Origin of the sequence: Pedobacter puniceum (genome assembly GCF_009674685.1) — a bacterium.
Lineage (GTDB): Bacteria > Bacteroidota > Bacteroidia > Sphingobacteriales > Sphingobacteriaceae > Pseudopedobacter > Pseudopedobacter puniceum.
Window position 1 is genome coordinate 37,492 of record NZ_WKJI01000002.1, and the last position, 14,877, is coordinate 52,368.

11 protein-coding genes are annotated in these 14,877 nt (G+C 33.7%); 1 reads left to right on the top strand and 10 read right to left on the bottom strand.

Going from position 1 to position 14,877, the window contains the following annotated elements; translation table 11 throughout:
* The first annotated feature begins 172 nt into the window (after positions 1 to 172).
* The gene (locus tag GJJ64_RS06915; RefSeq protein WP_154286991.1) at positions 173 to 2,206 is read left to right on the top strand and encodes a right-handed parallel beta-helix repeat-containing protein; all 2,034 of its coding nucleotides are present in this window, start codon (positions 173 to 175) and stop codon (positions 2,204 to 2,206) included.
* Positions 2,207 to 2,559: 353 nt separating this feature from the next.
* Here GJJ64_RS06915 and GJJ64_RS06920 read toward each other — a convergent pair whose 3' ends face one another.
* The 10 genes from GJJ64_RS06920 to GJJ64_RS06965 all read right to left on the bottom strand — a co-directional run bounded on the left by GJJ64_RS06920 (position 2,560) and on the right by GJJ64_RS06965 (position 14,847).
* Positions 2,560 to 3,993 (bottom strand): T9SS type A sorting domain-containing protein, encoded by a 1,434-nt coding sequence (locus GJJ64_RS06920; protein ID WP_154286992.1) that lies wholly within the window; start codon positions 3,991 to 3,993, stop codon positions 2,560 to 2,562.
* A gap of 167 nt (positions 3,994 to 4,160) precedes the next feature.
* Complete coding sequence (locus GJJ64_RS06925) at positions 4,161 to 4,526, bottom strand: hypothetical protein (RefSeq protein ID WP_154286993.1); 366 nt, start codon at positions 4,524 to 4,526, stop codon at positions 4,161 to 4,163.
* A gap of 3 nt (positions 4,527 to 4,529) precedes the next feature.
* Positions 4,530 to 5,249, bottom strand: coding sequence for a hypothetical protein (locus tag GJJ64_RS06930; protein WP_154286994.1), 720 nt, complete (start codon positions 5,247 to 5,249; stop codon positions 4,530 to 4,532).
* Positions 5,250 to 5,259: 10 nt separating this feature from the next.
* Positions 5,260 to 6,198 (bottom strand): PD40 domain-containing protein, encoded by a 939-nt coding sequence (locus GJJ64_RS06935; RefSeq protein ID WP_154286995.1) that lies wholly within the window; start codon positions 6,196 to 6,198, stop codon positions 5,260 to 5,262.
* Between the two features lie 188 nt (positions 6,199 to 6,386).
* On the bottom strand, positions 6,387 to 8,546 hold the full coding sequence (locus tag GJJ64_RS06940) for a glycoside hydrolase family 3 C-terminal domain-containing protein (protein WP_154286996.1): 2,160 nt from the start codon (positions 8,544 to 8,546) through the stop codon (positions 6,387 to 6,389).
* 13 nt (positions 8,547 to 8,559) lie between these two features.
* Complete coding sequence (locus GJJ64_RS06945; RefSeq protein WP_154286997.1) at positions 8,560 to 10,128, bottom strand: aldehyde dehydrogenase (NADP(+)); 1,569 nt, start codon at positions 10,126 to 10,128, stop codon at positions 8,560 to 8,562.
* Complete coding sequence (locus tag GJJ64_RS06950) at positions 10,128 to 10,961, bottom strand: fumarylacetoacetate hydrolase family protein (protein ID WP_154286998.1); 834 nt, start codon at positions 10,959 to 10,961, stop codon at positions 10,128 to 10,130. The genes GJJ64_RS06945 and GJJ64_RS06950 overlap by 1 nt, the downstream gene beginning before the upstream one ends.
* Before the next feature lie 226 nt (positions 10,962 to 11,187).
* Positions 11,188 to 12,081, bottom strand: coding sequence for an alpha/beta hydrolase (locus tag GJJ64_RS06955; RefSeq protein ID WP_195759247.1), 894 nt, complete (start codon positions 12,079 to 12,081; stop codon positions 11,188 to 11,190).
* Positions 12,082 to 12,087: 6 nt separating this feature from the next.
* Entirely contained in the window at positions 12,088 to 12,879 is a 792-nt protein-coding gene (locus tag GJJ64_RS06960) for an L-fucose dehydrogenase (RefSeq protein WP_154287000.1), read from the bottom strand.
* A 63-nt stretch (positions 12,880 to 12,942) separates the two neighbouring features.
* Positions 12,943 to 14,847, bottom strand: coding sequence for an MGH1-like glycoside hydrolase domain-containing protein (locus tag GJJ64_RS06965; protein ID WP_154287001.1), 1,905 nt, complete (start codon positions 14,845 to 14,847; stop codon positions 12,943 to 12,945).
* Between the last annotated feature and the right edge of the window lie 30 nt (positions 14,848 to 14,877).

The following is a 14,877-nucleotide window of genomic DNA, read 5'->3' on the forward strand; positions in this document are numbered from 1 at the left end:
AGTGCAAAAACACTTCAACTATTTTATCAAAATCTTAAACTAGATATTCGATAAAGGAAAAGAAATATGCAGAAAAGTTTAAGAAAATGTCAATTTTGATATATACAATCCTATTTAAGAGGTTTAAATTTGATGTATTTAACCTAATTAAATAAAGCTTCTTTATTATTACATGATGAAAAAATTATTATTTGCAATTGCGTACCTGTTTATTTGCTTTAACTCTTCTTATGCTAGAAACTTTTATTTCTCAGCATCAGGAAACGATAAAGCCAATGGAAAATCACCTAAAACAGCTTGGAAATCGCTTAATAAACTCAAAAATTTCAAACTTCAACCCGGCGATACACTCTTTTTTAAGAGAGGAGATATATTTACTGGTACTCTAGATATTCAGCAATCAGGCACAAGAAATCATCCTATTGTTATTACTGCTTTTGGAAAAGGTGTCAATCCTTTATTTTTAGGTTCCATTACTGTGAAAGACTGGAAAAGCATAGGCAATAATAAATATGAAGCTTCATTAAATCAAAAGGTCTTTGATATTTATGAGAAAAATTATCGCTTTACTCCTGCTCGATATCCTAATTCGGGATTTTTGAAAGTAGAAAAGGGATTTGGCAAGGATTCTTTAAGTAGTTTAAGTTTACAAGAACCAGAAGATTACTGGAACGGCGCAACCCTAAGAATACGTACCATTGATTGGGTGTATGAGACGAGAAGCGTTAAGAAGTTTAAAAATACTTTAATAGAACAAGGTAAACAAGATCGTTATCCTATTGATAGAAGTTTTCTTGACCGGACTATCAATGGTAGCATACCTGTTTATAACTTTAGAAAAGGATATGGCTTTTTTTTAGAAGGTTTACCAAACATGGTTGATAGTACCTATGAATGGAGCTGGAGCAATAACAAAATTCTGCTTCAAATGCCTAAAGAGAAACAGCCTAAAGCTATAAGAGCGGTTGTTTATGATTATGGGCTTTTTATAGCAGATAATGTAAAATATGTTAAAATAAAAGACATCAACTTTCAACAATATGAAAAGGCAGGAATTCGTGGAGGAAGACATTTATCTCATATTCAAATCTTAAATAATCAATTTCAAAACATCCATCAAAACGGAATTGAGTTAGACAGTGCTTCTTCTCATTGCAGTATAGAAGGAAATTATATTAAGGATATTTTAGGAAGAGGGATTTCTGCTTTAGAACCTTATAAATTGGAGATATCAGACAATACTATCAGACGTATTGGTTTGGTAAGGGGGCATGGATTTACTGGCGTTAACGGAGCTACCGGAATTTTAATTCATAACAATGAAAGAAAAAAATCCACTGACAGCACCTATGCCAACCACAATTTAGTACGCTATAACAGAATAGATAGCTGTGGCTATAACGGCATCCGGGTAGATGGGAATAACAATATTTTAGAATACAATGTAATAGATTATTGTAGTTTAACCTTAAATGATGGAGCCAATATATACTGTTATGGATCTGATCCAAGAGCCACCCACCATTCAATATTTAGAAATAATATTGTAAGGTACAGCGTTGGAGATAGCGAGGCTACACCAAATAATCCTAACCTAGCTTTTGGGATTTATTTAGATAATAATACTAATCATGTTTTAGTAGAAAATAATACCGTTATTAAAACTGGGGCTGCGGGCATGGTAAATAATGATGCTTCTTTTAAAAATAGTTTTATAGGGAATAATGTATTTAATTGCCAAGAAGGCTTAGGTTATGCAGAATGGGCCAAACTGGGAAAAATTTATGATTGCGTGAACACCAATAATGTAATTGCTAGTAACAATGCTTCGCAAAAAGCATTAAGCATAAAAAATTATATAGGTCCAACTTTAAAAATTGGCACACTCGATAATAACACCTACATCAATACAAAATCTACGACACCCATTTATTTTGAAACCAAACAAGTTCCAGAGAATTCTAAACTTCATTTAACTTTTGAGCATTGGCGTAATCTATACAGGCAAGATGAAAATAGTACTGTCATTGACGCCTCAACCCTTTGGGCAAAAAATACGCTCTCAGAGATTTTGGTGAATGATAGTAAACAAGATAAGACCTTTAATTTTCCAAAAGATCAGTACTTTCTCATTAATGGAGAAAAGGTAGATGAACCTATTGTATTAAAACCTTTCACGTCTGTTATTCTTTTGAAAAAACAATAATTTATTGATAGAGAAAGCAATTACAATAAAAAAGCTAATTAGACTTTCGTCCAATTAGCTTTTTTTATCCCCCTTTCAATTTATATCTTTTTACTCTTCTTGTAAGCTAAAAGATTCTTTAAAAAGGAACCCACAATGGGCTAAAATTGGATAATTATCTTTTTAAAATTCTAATTAAATCTCACTTCTTTATCAAGTTTAACATCATCACTGGCTGAGCCAATTAATATATTGTACTTTCCAGGTTCTAGCGCCCTATGATATAGTATGATTAACAAAATCACATCCTCTAATGGTAATTCTTACAATTGTTAACTATCGATTTAGCCTATTTTAAGAATGAGATTTCAAAGCTATTTATGGCTAATTAGAATTTGTTTTTTAATCACTTCTTTACCAGCTAAAACATGTAAGAAATAAATGCCATTAGGAATAGATTTAGTGTTGATGGTGATTTTGCCATTAAACATATTACCAGAGCTTAAAATTTCACCTTTGTCATTTAGTAATTTTACAAGGAAATTTTCTGACTCTAACTTATTTTTGTTTTTGAATTTTTCATAAATCTTCTGGCTCTCTGCTGTTAAAACAACATCCTCATTATTTTTATGGGTACTTACAACAAGTTCCTCATCTGCTGGATTTGGGGATATGGCAAAATAATTACTGTTGGTGTTAAACTGATGCTCAACAGTTACATCTCCACAAGCGGTATGAGCAATTGCCGTTATTGTATGGTTACCATAGTAAGTATATTGAAAATAATTATAATAGGCAGAACCAAAAGGAACATCTAAAGTAGCTCCAAAACAGTTAGTAGAAGGATCCATTAATATTCCATCTAAATACCATTCACAGGATGTTGCCCCAGGATATGTTAAAGCATTTACATTAAAAGAATAGCCATAGCCTTGGCTATATGTAACATACATATTTGCATCCCAAGGGGGTAAGCCAGCCATTAAATGTTTGGTTAGGGTTTTATTCCCACAAGAAGTAGTAATATTAGCTTGTATAGTAACCCATCCATCTGATGTATTATTAAGGTCTGCATAGTTATTATCATAGCTGCTAATGCTGGCAGTACCATTAGGATAATTTCCATAACTATAAACATAACCAGATGTTACACTCCATGTTGTTGTTGCCCCTACCGGAAGATTAGCTATGGTATATCTAGAATTCTCACATAATGCGGACGGACCTTCTATTACAAGGGGTGTGATGCTTTTAGTAGTAGTTATTGTTTGCCCACAAGTAGTTGTTATAGTTGCTGTAAGTACGCCCGTACCATTATATAAAGAAGTAGTTGATACTGGATTAGCAGTATTTGAACCCGTAATTCCAATACTGCCTGTTGCAGACCAAGTTACAGTAAAACCACTTGGGAGATTTTGAATACTATAGGTTTCGTTAGGGCAAGATTGGATAGGGCCGATGATATCATTCTTCTTATAATAAGTTAAGGTACTATTAGGTAAATACGAAGCTGGTACATCAGTAATTGCGTGTCTATAAAGACCCCAAGATCCCCATTTTGAATCGGCTAAATTTGAGTTTCCTATTGATACTGCAGAATGATCACCTTGATAAGAAATACGTAATTCCCCTTCTCCGTTATTTATTGTTTGAATATAACTATTGTCATTCCAAAACGCATCATCTCCTGGACTATTTAACCAAAATGAATTTCCACCAGTTCGCTTTACCCAAGCATAATTATGACAATTATAAGAAGAAGTTGGTTCAGCTAGTTTAGAAACATTTGGAAATTGGCTTAGTTGCATTGTATTAATTGAATTAATTTGAGATTGTGTCAAAGGAGCAGTTAAAACTATATTTCCCGATATGTCTGTACAAAAGGGCGTTTTTTGGCTAAATACCGTGGATACGTTTATTATCAATAGATAAAAAATTATAATTTTTTTTAAAATTTCCATAAATAATTCTTGGATTATCTCCATATTTTAGATCCGTAAATAATTTTAATTTCTTTTCGATTTCTCATAAAATCACTATATTCTATAGAGTCATCTAGGTTTAATTTAGTGCCATCACAGTAATACTGATGCTGATTGGTAGAGCTAAATTCTGAACTTTGAATCTCAATAATTTGTTGTTCATTGTATTCATATAGAACAATTCCATTCATTTCTGGACCACCAATAAGAGACTTAAACTCCTTATTTAGCCAGCTTAAGTTATTGAGAGGATCTTCGACACCACAAATACCTTTATTTTCTGTCGATTTTTCGCATGATTGAAATGGTAAAATGAAAGAAAGGGCTAAAATTATCATGTTAAGTTTAATAGCTTTCATACTTTATTTGCTTTTATTTAAATATTGATCAATATCCTGAACTATTTCATCTATAAGTGATAAATCCAAGATTGCCATTTGTTCTACAAATCTTTTTTTAGAAGGACTTGTTATAGTTATATCATTTCCTAAAGAAATCATGTATTTAGAGCCTATATAAGAAGTAGTCATCTTACCATAAAAACCAAAATATTCCTGATATTTAGATTTTTCATTATATTTTATTATAACATTATTCAACGCTTCTTTTCTTTGTAATGGGGTTAGTTTTTGAATTATTTCATCTTGGCATAAAAGCAACTCTAAAGCACAAAAATCAAAAGTGTATTTACCTTTATCAGAATAAGATTGGATTTTGTTTAGGTTTTCATTTTTATAATATTCTAAAAGTACTTTACCAGCATCTTCACGTTTTAAAAATTCTTTTAATCCATTGAAACTAGAAACAATATTTTTTAGTCCCTCTATAGGATTATTGGATGCTGTATAATTATTCAATAGAGGGTAGTCTAGGCATATTATTAGTAAATCTAATGTTGTTAGTTTTAATAATAGAGTTTCAGGAATCTGGCAAGCATTTATTTTTTCATTTGTGTTTGCTAAATTTTTCCATTCTACACTTCCAGGTTTTATTGGATAATCATAAATTTTATTTTGAGCATTTAGGTTTTGCATAGTTATTAAGATCGTTAATAACAGTAGAGATAATACTTGTTTTTTCATATTATATAATTTAAGGGTTAAAATTTTCTGCAAAACTAAGTTGTTGCTTGTTGCTGCCATCGGCATTCATGAGCCATAAACGGCCATTAACAGCTCTGGAATCTGTGAAGACTATTTTACTTCCATCAGGGCTCCAATCACTGGTATAGCCACCTGTTTGGGTTAATTGTTTCTGGCTTGTTCCATCCATGTTCATCACCCATAATTGGGGTACGCCGTTTACAGATTGAGAGGTATAACTTATTTTATTATTTATTGAAGAGTATCGGGGATAATTATCTCTTGCAGAATTATTTGTTAATCTTTTGGAATTACTTCCATCAGCCTCCATTGAAAAAATTTCGGAGTAATAATTCCCTACTATATATCTTATATGATAAATTTTATTGTCTAGGGACCAGTAAGGCATTCGGATTTCTCCTTGGAGAGGTTCATAAGCTATGCGGATTTTAATATTAGTATTTGATGATGCTTTCCAAATAAACTTCAAACCTGTTGAACTTTCATAATCAGAATCATAAGCAATCCATTCTCCATCCGGACTCCAAGCCGGAAAAAAATTACGGCCTTCATTTGTTATTCTGGTGAGGCTATCGCCATTCAGCTTTTTCTTCCATATTTGTACACCTTGCGAGAAAGCTATCCACTGCCCATCCGGTGACCAGCTTGGTGTTTCTGCGCCTACTCCCGAGTGCCATAAACGGTTTTCTTTGCCGTCTGGCGTAATAAGCCAGATGCCATTCTTTGCTGTTTCTATATCTATATGGTAATAAGCAATGTATTTTCCATCTGGGCTCCAGGCTGGCTGGTAATCTACCAGACCGAAATCAAAGTTTTCACAAAAGCCTGGACAGGGCTCCTGCCCTTTGTTATCTTTTGCATTCTTTTTACAACTGGTAGTTAAAAAGACTATGGTTATCAGTAAGATTAATGGGGTTATATTTTTCATAAATCATGATTTAACAACATCTTGGACTTAGCTCAACCCACTTTGTGCTTTTTCCCACCTTTTTAATTCATCTTGGTCTACACTCTTTTTAATATCGGCTAAACCAAGCTAACTTAATTCTATGTATTGTACTTCGGCAAGTTTAAGCGTGAAGCTCAGTATAGCTAATTTTCCTTTTTGCTTAAAGACTACAACTCCACATTTTTTTTTAACCTAATATCATCAGAAGAGCTTGCTATGGCAATGCCATAAGTTCCTTTTTCTAAAACCCATTTTGCTTGTAGGTCATCGTAATATTTAAAATCATCTACACTGCAAACTAATTTTATTGTTTTGGTTTCTCCCGCTTCTAACCATACTTTCTCAAACCCCTTTAACTCTTTTTCTGGCCGTGGAATTAGAGCCTTAGAAGGCATTACATATAGCTGTGCAACTTCGTAACCTGCTGTTTTTCCAGTATTTCTGATATTAAAAGTAACCTTTACTGTACTATCTGCTTGCATGGATAGCTGTAAATTACTGTAATCAAATTTTGTATAAGATAAGCCGTGTCCAAAAGCAAATTGTGGCTTTACTTTATAGGTATCAAAATATCTATAGCCTACAAAAATGTCTTCACTATAGTAGGTAACTCCTTTTGTACCGGGATAAGCTCCGAGCTTATGTGCTGGAGAGTCTTCTAATTTTACAGGGAAACTTACTGGAAGTTTTCCAGACGGATTGGTTTTACCAAAAATGATGTTGGCTAAAGCTGTACCACCTTCCATACCCGGGTACCAGGCTTGTACAACAACGGCGGCATCATTAATCCAAGCAGACATATCTACTGGGCCACCTCCCATCATGATATTGATGGTATTAGGTTTTACTTTTAAAAGCGCTTTAATCAGTTCATCTTGTCCAGATGGTAATTTCATATCGGGTTTATCTTCTCCCTCCGTATCGTAAGCTTTTTCTTCCCATTTGGTATAATCATAACCATGGTGCCAGCCTCCTATAAAAATTACTTGGTCAGCACTTGCGGCTAACTTAACCGCTTCGTTAATTAACTGAGGATTAGCTATAGCACCTCTTTTAATCTCATAACCATCAGCATAAACTATTTTTGCTTTACCAGCAAAATATTTCTCAATACCTTGTAAAGGAGTAATCTCATATTTTGCTTTAACATGAGAGCTACCTCCACCAAAAGCATGCGGACGTTTGGCATTGAGACCAATAACTGCAATAGTTTTAATTTTCTTCGCATTTAAAGGCAAAATATTTTTCTCATTTTTTAAAAGCACAATAGACTCTTCTGCGATTGCTAAAGCTTTTTTAAAGTGTGCTGTACTTGCAAATTCTCCAGGTGTACGTTGGGCGCCACCAATCATCTTGGTTTTATACATCACTCGTAGAATACGTCTTACTTTCTCATCAATAATAGAAAGTGGAACTTTTTTCTCTTTTACCAATTGAATCACCGTATCTGCTAAGAAAAAATTATTGTATCCCAATCCTTTTCTTGTGCTAAGCTCAGAACCAAATTCTATATCACAACCATTGTACAGTGCTTCCATAGTATTATGAATAGCACCCCAATCACTTATCAATACCCCTTTAAAGCCCCATTGTCCTTTTAAAATTTGGTTAATAAGGTAATGATTTTGTGCAGCCCATTGTCCTCTAAACTTATTGTAAGATCCCATTACTGTATTCACATCACCTTCCACTACAGCAGCTTTAAAAGCAGGTAAATAAATCTCATTTAAAGCTCTATCACTCATGTTTACATCTATCGTGTTTCTATCTTTTTCTTGATTATTAGCAATATAATGTTTTACACTTGCTGATATTCCTTGATCTTGTACTCCCTTAATATATCCAACAGCCATTCTAGCATTTAAATAAGGGTCTTCACTTAAATATTCGAAATTTCTACCATTTAAAGGCGTTCTGATGATATTTACACCAGGGCCTAAAATCACATCTTTGCCTCTTGCCTTTGCTTCATTAGCTAGAACTTTACCAAATTCGTATCCTAACTTAGTATTCCATGTAGCAGCCAAGCCAATACCGGTTGGTAAATAGGTTCCTGCATCATCTACTTTATCATTGGTATAGTCCCAATCTCTGCCATGCTCAACCCTTACTCCGTGTGGACCATCTGATGTTACTAACTCTGGAATACCCAAACGCGGAACTCCTCCAGACGTAAAGGAAGAATTAGCATGAATCATCCCTACTTTTTCTTCAAGTGTCATTAAGGAAATCAAACTGTCTATCTTCTTCTCTATATTCTTTTCTTGCGCTGATGTTATTTTACTTGTAAATAGGCATATTAATAAGCACTTATATATACTTTTCATATTATTTTATTAGTTAGTGTTTAGCTGTTATTCCGTTTATAGTTCTTATAATACCTGAAGGATTGCTTTCTTTTAATACTTTAGGTAATAATTCCTCAGGGCAATTTTGGAAGCAAATAGGTCTAGTAAATCTGTAAATAGCTGTGGTTCCAACAGATGTAGAACGGGAATCTGTGGTTGCAGGATAAGGTCCACCATGCACCATTGCATGTGTAACTTCTACCCCTGTTGGGAAATTATTAAATATTAATCTTCCAACTTTTTCCTGTAATATATGAATGAGTTCTCGATATTTTAGTAGATCTTCTTCTGTACCAAAAATAGTTGCCGTTAAATGTCCTTTTAATTTACGAGCAAATTCTAAAACTTCTTCTATATTATTCGCATAAACACCAACTGTAGAAGGGCCAAAAACCTCTTCTGCAATTTCTTCATTGGCTAAAACTTGTGCAACGTTACTAGTGAATAAATAAGGGCTTAGCTTGCCTTCTACAGCGTTTGTTAAGCAGTTAACCCCTACTGTTTGTTTAATTTTGTTTACTCCTGATAGGAAAGCATTTTTAATATTTGAAGTTAACATAGGACCAACAGAAATAGATGCTAGCTCATTTCTTGTCTTCTCAACAAAAGCTTCGGCATCTTTAGATTGCTCTACAATAAACATCCCCGGATTAGTGCAAAATTGCCCAACCCCTAAAGTTACAGACTCTGCCAAACTCTTAGCTAATCCATCGCCTTTCTCTTTTAAAATACCAGGCAGAAAAAAAACTGGGTTTACACTTCCCATTTCTGCATAAACAGGAATGGGTTGCTCTCTACGAGTAGCCAAATCATATAGGGCCTTACCTCCTTTGAAAGAACCTGTAAATCCTACTGCCTGAATTAATGGATGGGTAACTAATTCTGCACCTGTCTCATGAGAAGCGCCTTGTACCATATTAAATACGCCAGCAGGCATATCACATTTAATAATAGCTTTATGAATAGCGGTAGCAACCAATTCGCATGTAGCTGGATGAGCTGGGTGTGCTTTAAAAACAACTGTACAACCAGCCGCTAAAGCACTAACAGTATCACCACCAGCCACAGAAAAAGCAAAAGGAAAATTACTTGCTCCAAACACCGCAACAGGGCCAATAGGAACTTGCATCATTCTGATATCTACTTTTGGCAAAGGCTTTCTTTCTGGTTGCGCTGTATCTATAATAGCATTAACCCAGCTTCCCTCTCTCAACATCTTTGCAAAAAGATTTAACTGACCTGTAGTTCTCCCTCTTTCACCATTTAACCGAGCATCTGGTAGACCAGTTTCTGCTTTGGCAGTTTCTATTAAAACATCCCCTAAAGCAACAATTTCTTCTGCTATGGTTTCTAAAAATTTAGCAATTTCTATCCCACTTTTAGTTTTGTATGTATCAAATGCAAAAGCTGCCGCTGTACAAGCAGCATTTATTTCTGCTTTAGTAGCCTCATAAAAAGGTATATCTATGATACTTTCATCCGCTGCTCTTGAAGCGTTAAAAGTATTTCTACTAAAAGCAACAAACTCTGATGCTATTAAGTGTTTTCCGGTAATATCCATTATTCTACGCTATTTTTAAGTGTGCCAATATTTTCTATGTAGATACTTATTTCATCTCCGCTTTCTAAGGTAAATTCATTAGGTGGTACCAAACATGTACCTGTCATTAAAAAACATCCATCAGGAAAGTCGCATTCTCTAAATAAAAACTCAACTAACTCAGTATGCTTACGTTTCATTTGACTAATTTGTACACTATCTTGATATAAGGTATTCCCATCTCTATCTATCATGATACTGATTTTTGTTTCTGGAGAAATAGGAGATCTAGGAACATAGATACATGGTCCTAAAGCAGCGCATTTCTCGTAAACTTTTGCCTGTGGTAAATACAAAGGATTTTCGCCTTCTATACTTCTAGAACTCATATCATTACCAATGGTATAACCAACAATTTTACCTGTTGATGTGATAAGTAATGTTAGCTCAGGCTCTGGAACATTCCAAGTAGAATCTTTTCTTATTCTTACTTTTTGATTGGTTCCTACTACCCTTTGTGCAGTAGCTTTGAAAAATATTTCGGGTCTCTCTGCATCATATACTTTATCATAAAAAGTTGCGCCGGCTGCTTCCTGAGACTCTTCCATTCTTGCATCTCTGCTTCTAAGATAGGTTACCCCAGCTGCCCAAACTTCTTGTGATACTAATGGCGCTTGTATTTGAGATTGGAAATTTGTATCTATTAAAGGGGTTAAGCCTACAATCTTGTTCTCAAGAAAATTATATAAATTTTCCTGATTTATAAACTGATCAAAATTTTCTTCTTTTGTTAAATAGTAATTGTTTTTTTCATCTTCAATTACAATACCATCTGTTATTTTGTATATTTTCATTCTTTACTAATTATTTATCATTATTAAAATTTTCCTAACTATCCAAGTTTCTTTTGTAATCTTCAGTACCTACGGCTTAACTAAAAATTTTGCTTTATTTATTCTGTCTAGGACCAAGCTGATGTTATGCTGTATATCTGGTGCAAAACCATCAATGGTGAACCAATGCGACATTCATAAGTACAAAATGTATCAAAAGCGAGTCACATATCAACCTTTTAGATACCTATTCTTTATACTCACTTTTGAAAACATGAGCAATATATTGATATACGTCTACAAAAGATACTTGCCAGTATTTCCAATTATGCTCACCGTTTCTAATTCTTAATTCATGAGGGATTCTCTTTTGCGCAAGAGCTAGATGCGTATAAATATTACCATTCAATAAATAATCATCATCTCCGCAGTCTATGTACCATTTAATACTTTTCAGGCTATCTGCATCACTATTATTAATCAAATGGATAATAGCGTTCTCATACCACGTTTTATTGAGTCTTTTTCTTCCTTTTAAATTACTACCTAACAGATAAGCATATGCTGAACGGTTGTATATAGAATCTTTCATGCTAACTAACTCCTCATCTGTTCTCACAGCAGAACTTAAGGGAGCTACTACTTTAAAATACTCAGGATATTTTAGAGCATATAAAAAAGAGCCAAATCCCCCCATCGATAAACCAGATATAGCTCTGTAATTTTTTGATTTTTTAATTCTGTAGACACTCTCTATATGTGGTATAAATTCTTTAAAAAAATAATCCTCATATTTCACTGAACCATTATAATTATTCATATAATAAGTTTTCAAAGCATCAGGCATAACAATAATCATTTGAAAATTAAGTCTTGTTAACACATCCTGATTTAGAGACTCGAAAATCTTACCATAATCTATCCAAGCATTTTCGTTATCTCCATAACCATGAAGAAGATACAAAACTGGATAGGTTTCATTATTTTTATCATAATCCAGAGGCAGGTAAATAGAGTACTTCATCTCTTTATTTAGAATAGCACTTTTTAATACTAAACTTCTGCTTACTGTTCCTTTTTGCGCAAATGAACTTGCATGAATTATAAGAACTAATAAAAAACTAAAACACAATTTTTTCATCATTTCCTATTTTAATTTATTAAGTGCTCTATCTAGATGTGTATATCCGCCATCTACATGTATCAATTGACCTGTAGTATGACCTGATTTCTCAGACAATAAGAAAACAACCATATTTGCAATTTCCTCAGCACTTGTCATACGGTTTCCCAAAGGAATAGTATTTGTTATTTCTTTTAGCTTTTCTTCTGGATTATCTAACGACTTAATCCAACTTTCATACATAGGTGTATAGCATTCTGCAACTATCACTGCATTTACTCTAATATTATATTTTAAAAGCTCTACTGCCCACTCTCGGGTTAAGGCATTTCTACCTCCGTTTGCTGCTGCATAAGCAGATGTTCCTCCTTGACCTGTCTCAGCAGTTTTAGAACCAATATTAACGATACTACCTTTAGAGATTTTCAAATAAGGAAGGCACTCGTGAGCTAATAAGTAATAATGAATTAAATTTTTATGCAATGAAGCCATAAATCTTTCATAATTCCCATGCTCTAGATTTACACCATCATTAACCCCGGCATTATTCACCAAACCATCGATTTTGCCAAATTGAGCTGCTACAGTTTCGATGGATTTTTTACAATGCTCTGGTGAACTTAATTCTGCTTGCACAGCAAAAGCTTTTCCTCCATAATCTTCAATCTCAGCTACTACTTTATTAGCATCATGAATATTTCTTCCAATAATTACAGGTATAGCTCCTTCATACGCCAAAACTTTTGCTATTCCTTCTCCAATTCCCTTAGCTCCACCCGAAACTATAATAACCTTGTCTTTTAAATCTAAATTCATCTAATAAAAAATTAAACTTATACTTATTATCTTCTAGAAAGATTTTTTACCACTTTCTTGCAGTTACTTACTTATACTTTGTAAAGGACTATTCATATACCCCCCCTCTATTATAGATATAAAGCCTAATAATCCTCCCCAATGGTAAAAATTATCAGATTGATTGATGATTTCATCATTGGCCCTACCAACACCTTTTATAGCATGATAATTTTCATAAACGTAACCTCTAGTAGCCTTATAATTGTCAACCAACAACTTAGCAGACTTTTCTACTAACTCTTTTTTGAAAGAAGTCTCATAATTCCTCAAACCTAAATAAACCAAGAAGTTTAAAGGTGCCCATATTCTACCTTTCCAATAATCATGTTCCTGATAATACTTATTATTCTTAGGTGTAGAGGGTATGATATAATCTCCAGCATATTCCTCGGGGTTTTCTAGATGACTAATCATCCTATTGGCTTGTGATTGTGTAGGTAAATTAATGAGTAAAGGATAGAAATTTGTGGGAGAAGTTACCGGGTTAAATGCTTTAATATCGGTTCTATAATTTAAGTATTGCCCTGTTTCTTGATCCCATAATTTAGCTAATGCCTTTTTATAGATAGCCGCTCTGTCTTTTAATTGTTTAGCAATTTTTTGTTTACCTAGTATTTGGGCGATGTCTGCTAAAGCCTCGCAATCCATAATAAATAAGGATTGTAAGCCTACATCTGCTTGGTCCATTAAGTGTGTATTTTTATTAAATGGAACATCAATAAACATGGGTGAGTTATCTAAACCAGATTCATAAGCTGCCGCTTGCCAGGTATTTGCTGATGCATCCCCTAAATAATCTGAACCCCAACATAATAAATTTTCTGAGGTAGCTCTACTCTTTACCCACCAGTTGTTCCAGCTTAATAAATCATCAAAAACATATTCTAAGAACCATTTTTCTGGATATTTTTTATATATTTCTCTAATTATAGTGCTACCCACGGGGGGTTGTGACCTATCAGCAGATATTCTGTTCTCTCCGGAAGTATAGTTAGGTACAAAACCTCCAGGCGTTAAGCTCTTGGTAATAGCTATAGCATTAGAAAAGGCTAAATCTTTATTAAAAAGTGAAGCCATATACGCTCCGAAATAGGTATCCCAAGCAAACAATACAAACGGTCCTCCAAATGATTCGCTCCAGTATCTGCTTACGGGTGTAATTACCCTGTCATTCAAAGGGTCGTATGTAGTATTAAAACCAATAGCATTTTGTATGATACTAACCATTTCTGCCTGGTTTTTATATTGTTCTAGATTTTTTTGATGTTTTAACTTTACTGTTTCAATGGCTTGTTCTATATCTGCTAAGGTTAAGTTGGCTTTACTTGTAAAACCAATTTTTCCTTCCATATCAAAAGCCAAATAAGGGTTATTAATTGGCAAGATAGATTTTATTGCTTGTTGGGTTGCCTGTACTTGAATTTTTTTCTGTGGCAATTGGGCAATGATGATATTACCATCTTTTTGTACAGTACCCGCTGCATTCCATAAGATACCACCTTCTAGAACTAGAGTTGGTTTAAGTCCGCTATACTTTATTGGAGTGACCAGTAAATATAATTCGTTATTAATATTTGCAGATTTAATATTTACTTCAATCTCCTCATAAGTCAGTAAAACTTCACTATAGTCTCCGTTTGCACTATAAGCTATAGGGTATACACGTTCTGGTCTTTTTACTTTTGTTGAAATATAGGCATCACCCATATAACCATATAATCCAATATTATTACTTTTTAAGCTTAGTTTAACCGAAAAATTACCGGGCATATAAACATAACTAAGTATACTACTATGGTTATAAGTATGCCAACCTAGTTTAAGTCTTTCCTGCAGCTTGATATAAGCTTCTTGGGATAAAGCTTTAATAGCTAAAGATTGTAAAATGATAGAACAATAAAGTATATAATGAAGTTTAATCCTCATTTCTAATTAGTTAAGCAGATAATTGTACAA

Excerpts from the sequence above, each read along its gene's own strand:
- GJJ64_RS06930 (WP_154286994.1), bottom strand. The coding sequence starts at position 5,249 with ATGAAAAAACAAGTATTATCTCTACTGTTATTAACGATCTTAATAACT.
- GJJ64_RS06950 (WP_154286998.1), bottom strand. The coding sequence starts at position 10,961 with ATGAAAATATACAAAATAACAGATGGTATTGTAATTGAAGATGAAAAA.
- GJJ64_RS06960 (WP_154287000.1), bottom strand. The coding sequence starts at position 12,879 with ATGAATTTAGATTTAAAAGACAAGGTTATTATAGTTTCGGGTGGAGCT.
- GJJ64_RS06945 (WP_154286997.1), bottom strand. The coding sequence starts at position 10,128 with ATGGATATTACCGGAAAACACTTAATAGCATCAGAGTTTGTTGCTTTT.
- GJJ64_RS06955 (WP_195759247.1), bottom strand. The coding sequence starts at position 12,081 with ATGAAAAAATTGTGTTTTAGTTTTTTATTAGTTCTTATAATTCATGCA.
- GJJ64_RS06935 (WP_154286995.1), bottom strand. The coding sequence starts at position 6,198 with ATGAAAAATATAACCCCATTAATCTTACTGATAACCATAGTCTTTTTA.
- GJJ64_RS06940 (WP_154286996.1), bottom strand. The coding sequence starts at position 8,546 with ATGAAAAGTATATATAAGTGCTTATTAATATGCCTATTTACAAGTAAA.
- GJJ64_RS06925 (WP_154286993.1), bottom strand. The coding sequence starts at position 4,526 with ATGAAAGCTATTAAACTTAACATGATAATTTTAGCCCTTTCTTTCATT.
- GJJ64_RS06965 (WP_154287001.1), bottom strand. The coding sequence starts at position 14,847 with ATGAGGATTAAACTTCATTATATACTTTATTGTTCTATCATTTTACAA.
- GJJ64_RS06920 (WP_154286992.1), bottom strand. The coding sequence starts at position 3,993 with ATGCAACTAAGCCAATTTCCAAATGTTTCTAAACTAGCTGAACCAACT.
- GJJ64_RS06915 (WP_154286991.1), top strand. The coding sequence starts at position 173 with ATGATGAAAAAATTATTATTTGCAATTGCGTACCTGTTTATTTGCTTT.